The sequence below is a fragment of the Nostoc linckia z4 genome, from assembly GCF_002608075.1.
Taxonomy (GTDB): domain Bacteria; phylum Cyanobacteriota; class Cyanobacteriia; order Cyanobacteriales; family Nostocaceae; genus Nostoc; species Nostoc linckia.
This window is the reverse complement of the sequence record NZ_LAHA01000008.1, coordinates 14,254-28,271: the sequence shown is the minus strand read 5'-3', so window position 1 is coordinate 28,271 and position 14,018 is coordinate 14,254. Positions and strand designations below refer to the sequence as shown.

12 protein-coding genes are annotated in these 14,018 nt (G+C 42.4%); 1 reads left to right on the top strand and 11 read right to left on the bottom strand.

Going from position 1 to position 14,018, the window contains the following annotated elements; genetic code table 11:
- Positions 1-104: 104 nt before the first annotated feature.
- The 8 genes from VF06_RS09225 to VF06_RS09190 all read right to left on the bottom strand — a co-directional run bounded on the left by VF06_RS09225 (position 105) and on the right by VF06_RS09190 (position 7,406).
- Positions 105-656 carry a WGR domain-containing protein gene (locus VF06_RS09225; protein WP_099066954.1) on the bottom strand — a complete coding sequence of 184 codons (552 nt, stop codon included), beginning with the start codon at positions 654-656 and terminating at the stop codon, positions 105-107.
- A gap of 471 nt (positions 657-1,127) precedes the next feature.
- A complete protein-coding gene (locus tag VF06_RS09220; protein WP_099066955.1) occupies positions 1,128-2,744 on the bottom strand; it encodes an AAA family ATPase in 1,617 nt (538 codons plus the stop codon).
- Complete coding sequence (locus tag VF06_RS09215; RefSeq protein ID WP_099066956.1) at positions 2,741-2,998, bottom strand: hypothetical protein; 258 nt, start codon at positions 2,996-2,998, stop codon at positions 2,741-2,743. The genes VF06_RS09220 and VF06_RS09215 overlap by 4 nt, the downstream gene beginning before the upstream one ends.
- A gap of 45 nt (positions 2,999-3,043) precedes the next feature.
- The gene (locus VF06_RS09210) at positions 3,044-3,250 is read right to left on the bottom strand and encodes a DUF2997 domain-containing protein (RefSeq protein ID WP_094346896.1); all 207 of its coding nucleotides are present in this window, start codon (positions 3,248-3,250) and stop codon (positions 3,044-3,046) included.
- Positions 3,251-3,252: 2 nt separating this feature from the next.
- Positions 3,253-3,699, bottom strand: coding sequence for a DUF1257 domain-containing protein (locus VF06_RS09205; RefSeq protein ID WP_099066957.1), 447 nt, complete (start codon positions 3,697-3,699; stop codon positions 3,253-3,255).
- A gap of 232 nt (positions 3,700-3,931) precedes the next feature.
- Entirely contained in the window at positions 3,932-5,008 is a 1,077-nt protein-coding gene (locus VF06_RS09200; protein ID WP_099066958.1) for a hypothetical protein, read from the bottom strand.
- 499 nt (positions 5,009-5,507) lie between these two features.
- The gene (locus tag VF06_RS09195; protein WP_244917951.1) at positions 5,508-7,004 is read right to left on the bottom strand and encodes an ATP-dependent DNA helicase; all 1,497 of its coding nucleotides are present in this window, start codon (positions 7,002-7,004) and stop codon (positions 5,508-5,510) included.
- A 6-nt stretch (positions 7,005-7,010) separates the two neighbouring features.
- Positions 7,011-7,406, bottom strand: coding sequence for a phosphotransferase (locus VF06_RS09190; protein ID WP_278047039.1), 396 nt, complete (start codon positions 7,404-7,406; stop codon positions 7,011-7,013).
- Positions 7,407-7,634: 228 nt separating this feature from the next.
- Between VF06_RS09190 and VF06_RS09185 the strand changes: the two genes are divergently transcribed.
- On the top strand, positions 7,635-10,379 hold the full coding sequence (locus VF06_RS09185; protein WP_099066960.1) for a hybrid sensor histidine kinase/response regulator: 2,745 nt from the start codon (positions 7,635-7,637) through the stop codon (positions 10,377-10,379).
- A gap of 41 nt (positions 10,380-10,420) precedes the next feature.
- Here VF06_RS09185 and VF06_RS42545 read toward each other — a convergent pair whose 3' ends face one another.
- The 3 genes from VF06_RS42545 to VF06_RS09170 form a co-directional block, all read right to left on the bottom strand.
- Complete coding sequence (locus tag VF06_RS42545; protein WP_244917950.1) at positions 10,421-11,302, bottom strand: hypothetical protein; 882 nt, start codon at positions 11,300-11,302, stop codon at positions 10,421-10,423.
- Positions 11,303-11,573: 271 nt separating this feature from the next.
- Complete coding sequence (locus VF06_RS09175) at positions 11,574-13,220, bottom strand: TrbI/VirB10 family protein (RefSeq protein WP_099066961.1); 1,647 nt, start codon at positions 13,218-13,220, stop codon at positions 11,574-11,576.
- 17 nt (positions 13,221-13,237) lie between these two features.
- The gene (locus VF06_RS09170) at positions 13,238-13,969 is read right to left on the bottom strand and encodes a hypothetical protein (protein WP_244917949.1); all 732 of its coding nucleotides are present in this window, start codon (positions 13,967-13,969) and stop codon (positions 13,238-13,240) included.
- Positions 13,970-14,018: the final 49 nt, after the last annotated feature.

The following is a 14,018-nucleotide window of genomic DNA, read 5'->3' as shown; positions in this document are numbered from 1 at the left end:
CATACAGAGTTTTACTGATATATCCCATTTAACCGCTCTCAGGTAAGCCTTTATTCTAATCGTAGCTTTCGGAGTATCAGGCTCCGCTCCTGAATTATTAAGTTCTACAAATGCCTCCAAAAGTTCTTTCCAATGCTTTTTAAACTGATAACTTTGCTGTTATTAGCAGATTCTTCTGTAGTGTTATCAGCCAGCACAGAATCAGTTTCCAACAAAGAGTTCAGCAGTGATAGTTGATGTTCAACATCTGCCACATCGCGGTATATTCGAGACGGGTCTATTTTCATTCCTAAAGGTGTAGGAACAATTTTTAAATATTGGTTTAATGTCTCTAGATAATTTATATTGGCAAATTGTCTTTGTGCTACATAAGGGCGCAATATCTCCAGTAATTGGATAGCTCTTTTGATTTCTAGAGAATCAGAAGTACTATCAATTTGAGGTTGGCTTTCTCGGTAGCCTTTCATTTTCTTCTCAGCCACGAGATTGTGGAATTTAGAAACTGCTTGTTGATAATTACCAAAAGAGTGTACTTTTTGCTGAGATTTGTAGCCGACCCTACCCCACTCAACAGTTAGATTACCTTGCTCAACTTTTGCACTCCAGAATTTGTTACTGTTCTGAGCTGCATTTACAAATATTAAGTAAATTTCCATATTTTTGACCTAATTTAAAGTACAATATTGCCATGTCAAATGAACATCTGTTGTTAAAATGTTCATTTGATAAAAGCTTCAAATCATTACTAATTAGGCATTGCCAAATTAGTAAAAATTTAACGTGGAGTAACTTATTTCATTTTGTCGTTCGTTTCTCTTTTTAGGCTGCGCCCTAAGCGAAGCTATGCCGCAGGCTTTACGAGACCCTATTCGCGATGGGCTACGCCCCCCTGTTCGCGATCGCTCACCGCAGACATCGCTTCTTAGTCTTAGCTCGACTTTATCCATTTTCTAGCAACGCTCAAGCTGACGCTGAAACCTTTGTGGGACGGTAGTTTTACTTTTTCGATTTCACCAATAATCAGTGGCATAGAAAAAGTTTTTGCCAAGAAGCTAGGGTTTTTGCCGTATCAAGAGAACCAAGTTCTTATTTTTGGATAAAGTCGAGCTTAGAAGAAGCGCATTTATCTAATTAGTACGGAACCTAGAAGTACGAAGACCTTTCTTAGACACCTGCACAGGACTGGAAGCTGGTCGCGCAATCTTTGACCAAGACTGCATCCGCTCAACAGCAGCAGCATCTTGAACAGCTAAAGGGGTGATGTTTTGCTGACAATTTTCTAAATCAGCCAGTGTGACCTGCTGAGGTCTTCCCTCATCGAAAGCCAATAGTGCTGCTTCTGATGCCAGGGTTTCCAACTCAGCACCACTAAACTTGTCGGTAGCAGCAGCGATCGCCTCTAAATATTCTTGCGGAACTTCTATACCAAACCGTTCCAAATGAATCTTGAGAATCTGGCAACGTTCCAACTCAGTAGGCAGGTCAACGAAGAAATTCTCATCAAACCGCCCTTTCCTCTTGAACTCAATAGGCAGTGCTGTTGGGTCATTACAAGTTGCCACCACAAACACCCCCGCCGTACATTCAGACATGAAAGTGAGGATATTCCCCAGAATCCTTTGTGAGACTCCAGAGGTATCGCCATTAGCTGAAAGTGCTTTCTCGACCTCATCAATCCACAAGATACAGGGTGCAATAGCTTCAGCAGTCTTGAGTGCGCGGCGGACATTGCCCTCAGATTCTCCAACCAGGCTACCAAGCATCGAGGCAATGTCTAATTGTAGCAGTGGAAGATTGAGTATAGTTGCAATGTTCTTTGCTACTATCGATTTACCTGTCCCTGGTGGCCCTGCCAGTAGCACACCTTTAGGTTGGGGTAGATTTAGCGATCGCGCTTCTTGGGAAAATAACCGGCTGCGGCGTTGCAACCAATCCCGCAATAAATCCAAACCACCAAAGGGTATGGTCGCTGATTTACCCAATTCAATACCCATCTGAGACAGTAGGCGGGTTTTGTATTCGACAACCAAAGGGATGACCGTAGTATCAATTACTATACCTTTAGAAGTTAATCGCTCCTTAACAGTGAGCCGGAGAAAGTCGCTGATTTCCTCCAGCGTCAAGCCTAAAGCTGCTCTTGCCAAGGTTTCTTTATCTTCAGTGGTGAGAGATACGGTAAAAGTTACCTCTTGCTCACTGGCAGATTCTTGCAAGTACAGTAAATATGATTCTAAATGGTCTTGAATTTGCTCAATGCTGGGCAAAGGAACTTCACAGCAAGGAATTAGCCTCAGCAGGGATTCGTGCAGTTGAATGTTTTGACCTAAAAACACAATTCGCTTTTCAGTCGGTTTGAGGCGATGGTACAAGTTTTTTACTCTGGTGAGGATTTCCCAACTCAATTGCAGGGAGTTTTTACCCACAAAAGGGTGAACATCTCCCAAGATGAAAACCCCATTACCGCCAAAATTGTTGATATACTCGAACACATATATTAAAGGATCTATGTTAGGAGGCTTTTTATACGTCTCGACTGATTTGAACACCAGTCCACCGTCGTCAGCAATCAGACATTGCTCCAAGCCGGAAACTCCCAAATTCCAGAAGTACACAGGACTATTAAGTTTGTCCATCACTTCAGTAGTTAACCACTGAATGATAGTGGCTTCTTCGGGGGACAGAACATCTATTGCCACGATGGGTATTTGAGAGTCAATGGTGGTAATCAGGTTTGATAGTTTCATTGTTGTGAATTTTGATCGGGTACGGGAGAAAGTTTTTCGTGAGTGGTAACAAGATGCACGACTACTTCGTAAACTTCGGCATCGCCGTTAAATACTTCAGCAACTCCAGAAGAATTTGGATGAGCAATGGCGGAAATTAGGGCATTGACTAAAGCGCACAGTCCCTCCGCATTTCCTTTGATAATTACTGGTTCCCGCGCTCCTTTTGAGGGGTAAATATGGAGCATCGGATAATCTTCAGGTAGTTCGCTCATAGAAAAATTGTGCAGGGGGATTTTCCTCGTCCCCCCATCGAATGTTTATTGGTGCAGTCGTTGTTGATGAGTAATGATGCTACGAAGCTGTTGCTGAGATTCTGGTTTGTAAGTGCGATCGCCCTCTACCACACCCAAAGCTTCCTCAAAGGGTTGGGTTGCTTCTAGGCACGACAAACCCTCAAATCCCTCGGCTTCTATTTTCACTTCACCTGTAACAGTGTCAAAATGTATCAATATTGCCCGTTCCATAATTATCTCCGAACTTGTTGAGTTTGCTGGTGTGCTGAAAATGCAAGGCGCAGGGTATGTACCTGACCGTTGGTTTCTTCTGTGATGGTGCATTCTCCCAGATGTTCTTGTAACTGGGCTGCTTTAGCGCGAACCATCTTCTTGCCATAGGCTTGTATTAGGGTGTGAGAAAAGAAGTTTTCTCCTAGTCGGGGTACAGTTTCATAGGCATCATGGATGAGTTGATACACCCCTGCCTCTTGATCCCACCTAAACCCGATATCTGCGCGGACACTTAAACTACGGCCAGGGACAACAATCTCAGCACTTTTCCCCTGGGAGTCATCGTAATAACCTCTCAGGGATTGTGGTTTTTCATAAACTTGGACGGTAAGCTGCAAATCTTGTAGAGCTTGTACTAAACATTCACGGTTAGTTAGTTTTGTAGTGACAGTTGAAAAGTGCGACATTTCCTACCTCTAAATACTGTGGACTGGTAAATTAATGCGAACAGTGGTGATAGACAAGGAAGCAAAAAGTTCCTTCCCCTCTTAGTTCCGTAGCAAGCTTGGGAAGTGTGTGCGTATTGTCTTCCTCTACAACGCCACTTGCATACTGCTGTGGAAACCCGTCCACCGCAGTGGCTCCCCCACACCTAGTTTTCGATCAACGACGATACAGACACGTTCTTGATTGTTTTTTCTAGCGAAGTTTGAGAGACATCGCTGTAGCTCTGGTTAAGCCCATACCCTCATCACTTGCTAATCGTTGAAGATGGCGTTGTTCATCCAAAAGCTTGGAGCAAATTTCATCCATTTTTTCCTGCAACTGAGAACGCCCTTGTGAATCCAGCTTTTTGGCATCCACAGAAGCGTTTTCAAGAACATTTTCTAGATGAGCCATCATTTGTCCAAGGCTGCTACCTGCTTCAAAACTGGCGTTAGCCAAAAGCATTTGGACTTTTTTGAAATGGCGTTCCATCTTTTTCTTGAAGTTGACTGGCTTGCGTCCTGGTTCCCAATTACTCAAATCTTCGAGCAACTGGGCTGCTAGTTGTTCACCGAGAGCGATCGCTGATTCCCTCAGTGTTTGTTCTAAATTTCTGTCATACTGTTCGATAAACCGACTTATTTGCCCTAAGCATTCAGCTTGTTTCTCTGACAATTGTTCACTGATGGCGGGAATAATGACAGGACGACCAATTACTACTTGTAAATAGTCCTCTAGTTCCTCTAAACAGGGAAAAGCTTTGGCTAAGTTCTGCTTAACTTCTTGTTGTTGTTCTACAGATAACTGCCAAGCATTGAGTGAGAGAAATTTGTCAATACGTTCTTGATAGTCGGTGTACCCCTTTTCATACTCTTCTTTCAGTTGAGTGCGTAAAACAGGTGCAATATTATCTCGAATTCCGATTAGTTGATTCCAGACCAAGGGCGCTAAGTCTATAGAACAAATCCAATCACCATTGTCATAATTCATCCATTCTTGGACTGAAGCAATTTCTTGCCTTAGTTGGTTTGCTGCTTCGTCTAAAGCTTTGAAAACTTTGATGCCCTTTAAACCAACTTCTGAGGTTGTGACCTTCACTAAGTCAGATTCTTGTTCATCTTGAGAATATTTGAGAACATCTGTCCATTTTGGAGCATTACTCTTGGTTGTCTTCTTTAACTGAATTTTGAAACGGATACGAGTTTTATTCAACTTAGAGAGATTATATCTTTCAACAACAGCGTCTTTTAGAAAGGTTTCGCTTGAATTTGTAATCACTGCTTGTACCACATTTACTAGGAATAATAATGTTTTTGATCTCAGTAAAATAAAGCGTAAGCTTTACCTTTTCGCCACTAAGTTGGGCTATAAATTTATTCACGTAAATCATTTAAATAGTTACTAAATATAAATATATTTGATTGTAATTTAAAAAATAATTTGAGACTAAAAAGCTGTTAAAATCAGATTATTGCGGAAATATTGTAAAAGGAAGACAGTTTTTCTATAGTTAGTAAGCAGTTATTAAAGTGAGCAAACGTTTCATAATACATTATCTATTTCGATTTCATAATCTAGCAATCATAAGCTAATCGTCATTTGTTTTTACAGATTTATTCGCTTATAGTAAGGGCTTAATCCCTGCTTTCATGCAACTTAAATGCTCATTAGCTTATTTGATTTGTGAAAATTACAAGGCACAGAACCCCGATTTATTAGATAAATCGGGGTTCTCATTGTTCACGAATGATTAATCGGAATTTTGTGTCGAGATTGCTATACAAAATTATCACCGGATAACTAATATCCGTTGTCTAGCCCGTGAGCTAGAAACATAGTACAAACGATTAAACTCTTTAATCTTTGCCAGGACTGCCTTACTGTCATCTCCTCGTTCTGGATAAAGTCGCTTACTCAAATCTTGACCATCAATACCCGCTTCTAAGAAAGTGCTACCTTGACTATTGTGAACAGTTAATGCAAAGCAGTTTCTGATGTTGGCAAACTGCTCTAAATGTTTGTAGTACTGCTTCCACAGAAAGGGATTACGCTTGGCACTTTTGAGTAAGCGTTTGGTTTCTTGGTCAAATTGTTTTTGCTCATCTTCATGCAGAACATAGATTTGACGCACAATCCCTTCATCTGTTTCTACCTTTAGCCTCCAAGTATCATAGTTGTTGTAACGATCCCCAAAGACATCTAAAACAGTAAACTCTGTAGATGTAGAAAGAATCGTAGTTTTACCATCAGGAGCCATCACAGGATCTCTGGTGATTAATCTTTCTCCAGGAATAAAGCGATTGAGATTTTCACCATATAAATGTGTGCGAATCTGCTGATTGTAAAAGTCAACTTGAGTATTAGTCCAGGATAAAATTCGGAAACAATCTGGGTTTTGAGCAAATTCTATCTTCATCTTTTTGCAGGCATAACGCAGCAAAGTTTGACGTTTAACCATCAGCGCCCCATTACTTTTATCAGGCAGATATTTGGCATAAGGCTCAAAAGGAAACTTGCTCTTGGTGACTGCATAGCGAGAAGCGGTGACAAACTCTAACAAAGGGCTACCAGTTCCTTGACGCACAACTTGAGTCAATACTGCTTTATCTGGCACTTGAAAACTAGGGGATTTTCCTTCATTAACTGGATTTAACTGTGCTGGATCGCCCATGAGAATAATTTTGATTTTTGTCCAGGTGGATGATTGGTTAGCAACATCCTCAATCCAGCGCCAGAGTTGTTTGCCAATCATGGAACATTCATCAATAAAGACAACATCAAATAGATTGATGTAAGAAGGCCCAGTTTGGTCAAGTACTTTCTCTTTACCTCTAGTTACCATACCCAGTCCTAACAACTGGTGAATGGTGAAGAATTCTACCCCAGTTACACCATTTTCTGCCGCCATGCGTTGCAGCACACCTACAGCTTTATTAGTGGGTGCAGTCAGTACAACTCGCTTACCCGTAGCGACAAGAACTTTAACTAGTTGGAAAACAATAGTTGACTTGCCGGTTCCAGCATAGCCAACCAGTAGAAATAAAGCAGCCATCACAGTTGGCTGTATAAATGTCCACATTGCATCTAAAGCTTTTTGCTGCTGCTGAGTGAGTTGAAATGGAAAAGAACCTGTTGCAGCGAAAGTAGGAAGTGTTTGGATCATCATCGCTTCGCTAATTCCATTAATTGATCCACTCAATGCAGCGATAGCTGTTGGTTTTGCTTCTCCGAAAAACAACACTCCTTCTGGTTCGAGGAATATATTTCCATATCCATTCGGCATCATCGGCAATCAATATCCCAAACCAACCATTTGCTGTTCATGTGTGGACAGCATCATCTGTGCTAGTTCTATGTAAGATTCTTCACCTGTTCGCAGTACGAACATTGCAATCATGACAAGGTAGGCACAATACAATTCGACGATGCGATCGTGCATTCGAGGCCAAACTTGACCCCCAGACTGTTGGTACTGCTGAAGTAGATGAGAGAGTGCGGATTCACCAAAAATGGCGTAGTAAAGAGCGAAGTCTGTTGCTGGGTTGGCAACCGAGGCTTCTGTCCAATCCAGTAGTCCAGTCACTCGGTCAACCAAGATGTGTCCTGGGTGTAAGTCACCGTGGATGAGTGCAGAATGTATAAGCCAGTACGTATGATCGTCTAGCCAGTTATGCCACCTCTGCCAGATCGTCTCCGAGATGTTGAGCAGGTGTTTTGCTAATTCTTGTTATTACAAATTTTCGCGCTCGTCACCATACATTAGACCTAGTAAATCTTACTACGCATTAGTACGTGTTTTAATATACTGAATATTCTAATATACTGAAAATAGTTTTTAGCGTAGGCGTGGCCCGCCGTAGACATTGCTCGTTTTTTAGCCGGCCTCACAAAATACTATCCCGTTGCTCCCATCTCTATGTTATTTATCAAACAAAAATACCTGCCCTACAGGATTGCATTTTTCAGTGTGGGAGTAACCTTGCTAGTAAAGCTGGGACTAGAGCATCTAACTGTAATCACAAGTTCTTTCAGCTTGTGGCTGATTGCTATCTCTATAAGTACTTGGTACGGTAGCATCATTTCAGGATTGACATCAATGTTTTTGGCTGCTTTAGCTAGTCATTACTTTTTTACAAATCCATCTTCTACTCTCGATAGTCTGGAATTTGTATTATTTGTTATCGAGGGTCTATTAATCAGTGCGCTAACTGATAACTTCCAGTCAAGTAAACAGCAGTCAGATACTGATAAAACAAAAGCCCAAATCAATCTAAAAGATTTATTACAGAGTCAGCGTTCACTCCGTCAAGGTGAAGAACTATACCGAACATTAACCCAAAATCTACCCAATGGAGTAGTTTTTCTCTTTGATCGAGATATGCGCTTTATGGGTGCTGAGGGTACAGAACTGCAAATCTTTGGTTTACCAAAAGAAGAGTTTCAAGGTAAAACGCTGCACGAAACTGTTCTCCCTGAGACTTACGAACTGATAGAACCAGTTTACCGTAGTACCTTACAGGGTAGTCCAATGTGTATTGAAATCCCTTATAACAATCAAGTTTATCTAGTACAAACTTTTCCAGTCAAAGATGAAAATAGCAAAATTCTGACAGGCTTGGCAATCTTCCAAAACGTCACGAACCGCAAACAAGCAGAAGCAAAAATTATTAAGCTGAACCAAGCTTTAAATCGACGAGTTAAAGAATTACAAACTTTGTTAGAGGTGATTCCAACTGGCATTGCCATTGCAGAAGATCCAGAATGCCGAACTATTCGAGCTAATCCAGCTCTTGCCAAACTGCTTGGCATACCTGTTGACGCAAATGCCTCTCTCAGCGCTCCTAATGATGAACGTCCAACTAACTTTAAAGTTTACCAGGATGGCAGAGAACTAGCTCCAAAAGAACTAGCTATGCAATATGCTACCACTCATGGGGTGGAAATACTGGATTCTGAGATTGAGGTGGTTCGTGATGATGGTATCATAATTAACCTGTCGCAGTATGCTGCCCCTTTATTTGATGAAGATGGAAAAGTGCGGGGGTGTGTAAGTATATTTCTAGATATTACCCAGCGCAACCAGGCAGAAAAAAAATTGCAAGCTGCTAGAGATCAGTTGCAGACTGTACTGGAGGCTGTACCTGGAATTGTATCTTGGGTCAGTTCCGATTTGTGCTATCTAGGTGTCAACAAGCACTTAGCTGATAGTTTTAATTTGTCTCCCGAAGCTTTTGTTGGTCAGGATATTGGTTTCTTAGCTAGTGGTAATGGGTTTCGTGAATTCGTGCAAAATTTCTTTGCTGGAGATGAATCTGAAGCATTATATGAGTTGAAATCGATAAGCGCAGATCGTAGCTATTTAATTGTGGCTCAAAAATATGACCAGAACAGAGCCGCATTTTTAATCGGCATTGATATCACTGAACAAAAGCGTGTAGAGGAAGAACTGAGACAAAAGACTGAAGAACTGGCAGAAATAAATCGAGTAAAGGATGAATTCGTCGCTGTCTTGTCTCATGAGTTACGTACTCCCATGCATAATCTCCACGGTTGGGCGCAACTATTGCTAACTGAATCTGAGATGGATGAAGCACTGAAAATTGAGGGACTGGAAACGATTGAGCGAAATGCTCGTCTACAAGTTCGCTTAATTGACGATTTGTTGGATCTGGCTAGGATGCAGAAGGGCGAGATGAATTTGGAAATCGAACCTGTTGACCTAGCAAGTGTAATTCGGTCAGCAGTAGATACTATTCGATTGTCAGCCGAAACAAAAGGCATTCAAATTCAGTTACATCTTGATGCTGCTGTGTCCAACGTTTTAGGTGATGCCATTCGTTTACAACAAGTGGTTTGGAATTTGCTTTCAAATGCAATCAAGTTTAGTTCTAAGAATGAAAGTGTAGAGGTGAGGTTGGAACAAGTTGAGTCTCAAGCTCAGATTACTGTTATTGATCGAGGGAGGGGCATAGAAGCAGAATTTATACCATTCGTCTTTGAACGGTTTAGTCAGCGTGATGCTTCCACTACTCGTTCTGCTGGTGGATTAGGGTTAGGACTTGCGATCGCTCGTTATATTGTAGAACTTCACAATGGCAATATCACAGCAGCCAGCGCGGGATTCGGCAAGGGTTCGACATTCACGGTAAGGCTACCTCTTGTGAAAATCACAGGGCAGTTGAGTAATGAGGAACTAGTAGTACTAGAATTGCAGCATGGCAATAAGGAAATTGCCCAATTGCAGAACTTGTGCATTCTGGTTGTGGATGACGATGCAGATGCTCGGATGTTAATGCAGACTGTTCTCCAAAGCGCCGGGGCAGATGTATTAGTGGCAGCATCAGTAAGAGAAGCATTGGCACTTTTAGAACAGCGTAGGCGTAGCCCAACCCAGGCATCGCCCGCTCTACTGATTAGTGATATCAGTATGCCAGATGAGGATGGCTTTACCTTAATTCGTCAGGTTCGCTCCCGCACTATAGAGCAAGGGGGACAAATTCCTGCGGTAAACGAAGTTATGCCGAAGGCGATCGCTCTTACCGCATTTGCTGGAGCCAAAAATGAGCAACGTATTTTAGAAGCAGGGTTTCAACTTTTTATTACCAAGCCAATTGAGCCAATGGAACTCGTGGATAAGATCATTGAGGTGTTAAAAACTTGATCAAATGTCAATTCCTTTCTATTTTAACCAGTGCATCACCTCTAGCGTTGCTGTCCTAGTTTGAGTAGGCGGTCATTTAAGGCGATTCTTCCTAATTCAGAAATAACCTCAACTGGAACACCAACAGATTTAGCTGCTTCTGGGATTGTTATTCTGCTATTTCGCAACAGGTCTAAAACTTGCTGCACTTTAGGAACAACTGGATCGCTTGTGTTGGTGTAACCCCGATTTATAGCAATTCTCAGCCCGGTTTCAATATCATCTACTCTCGCTCTGCGATTTTTATCTATCAATAGTGTCTGCTGTCCGGCGATTGCGCTACTTTCAGAAGCCGCTTTGCGTCTACGCGCAGTGCCGGAGGCGATGCCTTCTCCTGTCGGAGACGCAAAGCGGGAGCGTAGCTTGCTTCCCCATAGGGGTACGGCAACGTCTTCTGGTGCGTCCGCTACGCGTAGCTTGCTTCCCCGCAGGGGTACGACGATCGCATTTGCAATCTGAATACCAATATAACCAGTGTTTCTACGCACTGGAACGATATCGAAGTTGTAGAGTCGTTTTTGTCCCGTTTTGTCTACAGTTTGGACAAGTAAGTTAGTAATGGCAGTGGTGGTAGCCCCTGGAAATTTTAGCGGTTGGATTGCCCGCAGAAAGATGGTTGTGGCGCGTCCGCTTTTTAAATCTGTATCTGTGGTGTAGACCAGTCGTGAAGGATCTGCTACCAAAATGTAGGCGATCGCCTCGTCGGTTTGAGTGAAGCTAATGGGCGTAGCACGTCCTGGAGTAACTTGAACCTGAATCCTACTGCTTGCAGCTGTATCCCGTTCAATCAAGCGATATGCAGGAGTTTGTGCCTGTACAACAGGTATCGTCACCCCAAATAGTATTGTGGTGCTAGTAATAACAAGAGTGGCAAATAGTTTCATACCAATTTTTAATTTTGGACTAGAAGTTTTGACTTATAGGCTGTTCCAGTAATCTCAAATATTAAGTTGTAGAACGTTCAGTTTGTATCTATTCAATAGCCAGGATGCTGTATATGAATTGATTCCAATTTGTTTGAATTTTAAGCATTGGTGAATCAGGGGATGATTTCGTCCAATTTGTCAGGAATTTTCAATGGTTTCAACCGCCAATTCATCCCGCATTTATGCAACGCCGAATTTTAAATTGCTGACTACCCGCACCAAATTGGTATCATCGTTCAACTTTCAAAAAACTATTGACGACAACGGAGACTTCTGTACCTTCAGGTAAAAACTGGATATTTGGACGTTCTAGTAATTCCTGTACTGCTTGGTCAGAGCGTCTAGACAGACGTTCACTGACTGGACTAAAAAAGCCTTCTAGCGCCGCCGCCCAAATCTGAGGATTAGAGTTACTAGTAATAGTACTTTGGTTAAAAGTGCCACTAGAAACAACAGTGCTAGATTGAGTGCGGGGCTGATTCACTATGCTTCCCACCTTACCCAAACTACTGAGTAATCCAACTAATAAATCTTGTTGGGCAATATCTGTCCCCACATCATTCAGCTTTTTAGCAATTAACGGTTGCTGTCCTCGACCGCGAATTAACAGAGTCTCAGCCGGAATGCTTTCCTGTTTGACCGTGCCTTGGGAGTCAGGGTAAATAAGCGCGATCGCACTAGCAGATACTAAGTTATTCTTTTTACCTACTGCCACTGTTTTCGTTACTAAAACAGTACCAGCCGGGAGTGCCACCGTGCCGTCTGTGGCTGTGAGAGGTTTGGTTAACTCGATAGCAAAGCGATCGCTCTTATTATTCCCTCCCTGATCCCAAATCATTGGCATGATAATCCTACCTGGAGCAGATGTACCCAGTGCTACCTCTTTAGTTTCATTTACATTGAGATTGGCTAGAGCTACAGGGGTGCGATTGAGGATACCTACCATTCCTGGAGTCAAGTTATCAGTTTTACTGTCAGTGCTTTTGGAGCCAATTAAAACTGTTTGAATACCAGGGTCTTCAGGAGTGGAAATGGATGTCCTAGCTGTTGGTTTCGAGCCTGTTGGAATTTGAGTGTTCACAGCAACTTCTGACTGAGTTTCAGCTGCTTTAGAGTTACCGATTTGCGACTGTCCCAGACTAGCTAGTTGGCTCCACTGCTGGAAAGGATCGACATTACTTTCAGGCTGTCGTATTGGTGTTGAAGCTTGATATCTAACAGGATTTGGAGAAATATACCGCACTACTGGGGGCGCAGGTTGAGAAATTCTTACAGGAGTTATTGGTGTTATGCGTGATGTAGGAGTTGTGCGCGGTGAAAAAGTCTGAGGTGCTGTACTTTGAGGTTGAGATGGCGTTGGTTTGGGTTTATTTTGTAGGGTTGGACTTGGGGATTTAGCCGCAACAGGTTCCACTTTGAGTTGTTGCCGTTGGTCTTGAAAGGCTAATCTGCTTTTCAGTTCGGCAGATTCATCCAAAACTGGTTCGCCTTTTGGAGATGTAGTAGGAGTTTGAACTACTTGTTTGACAGGAGGTTTCGGTTGGAGAAATCCAAACCAGATCAGTGCTACAGAGCCAATAACGATTCCCACTAAGGCAACTACTGAACCTAGTCGAACACTAGGTTTTTCTGCTAACGGTCGCTCTACTGCTCCTTCTGCATCTTGTTTCAAGCGATATTCTTCGGAAATGAGGTGATTTGCGGTAGGGTTATAACCTGCCAACAACTGCTCCTCTTCAGGGCTGATATCATCATCAGCGACCAAAGTGGCTTGGGTAGAGCGATGATTGCCGTTAGTACTGTTAAATTCCGGCGAATAATCAGCAGAATTTTCGTTTAGGTAGTCAAATTCATGGTTTTGATTTGAATTAGTCATAATTCTACCCTTTTCCTTTAGCGTCGTTGCTGAGAATTGAACTCAACCATCTTGGTAATTTGCAGTCCAGACGATCGCACTTCATAAATTTTCTGTTCTACCAGGGGGGCATCTTTACCTAAAGGAGATCGGGGAATCTCAACTGCTTGGACTGTAAATGTGCGGTTAAAAGGAATACGCTCATCTCTACCAGTAGTACGGTCAACTAAGATCCGGGTAGCAATCATGTCTATTTCCCATTCCCCAGGTCGTACTGCTCTTGGTTCTGACAGATAGGAAATAATAGTGGTGCTACGCAGCTGACCTGAAAAGAAGCTAGTAGGAACTAATTCGGCAATCTTCGGTAGAGAAGCTTTGGCAAATTCCGGTTCTAGCAGCAGGGAAGCAAACCAAGTATTTGTAGGAATCCGCCCATTTCTACCAACTTGAATGCCTTGGTCTGGTTGATTAGTGCCAGTGAGTTTGTCATCCCAGTTAAATGTTAGGGTTGTCCAGTCATTAACTACCTTTTGAATTACAGCTGGATAACGCCAGTTGCGGTCTTGCTCGGAAATGTAGATTGTCTCGCCATTTACCAACTGGGCAAAAGTCGTCTTGCGATCGGCAATTTTATTGACCCTGAAAGCGGTGAATAGAGTCAACAAAAATATCAGACCGTTAAATGCAGTTAGACAGAGAAAACAAATAGCCAGGAGGTTTTTGGCTTCCGGAAGTAATGGAGCTTGAAGTCGTTTAATTTGCAGAGTCATACCAAATTGGCATAAGTAGTATTGTTTGAAAATCCACCGAACAGCCTTG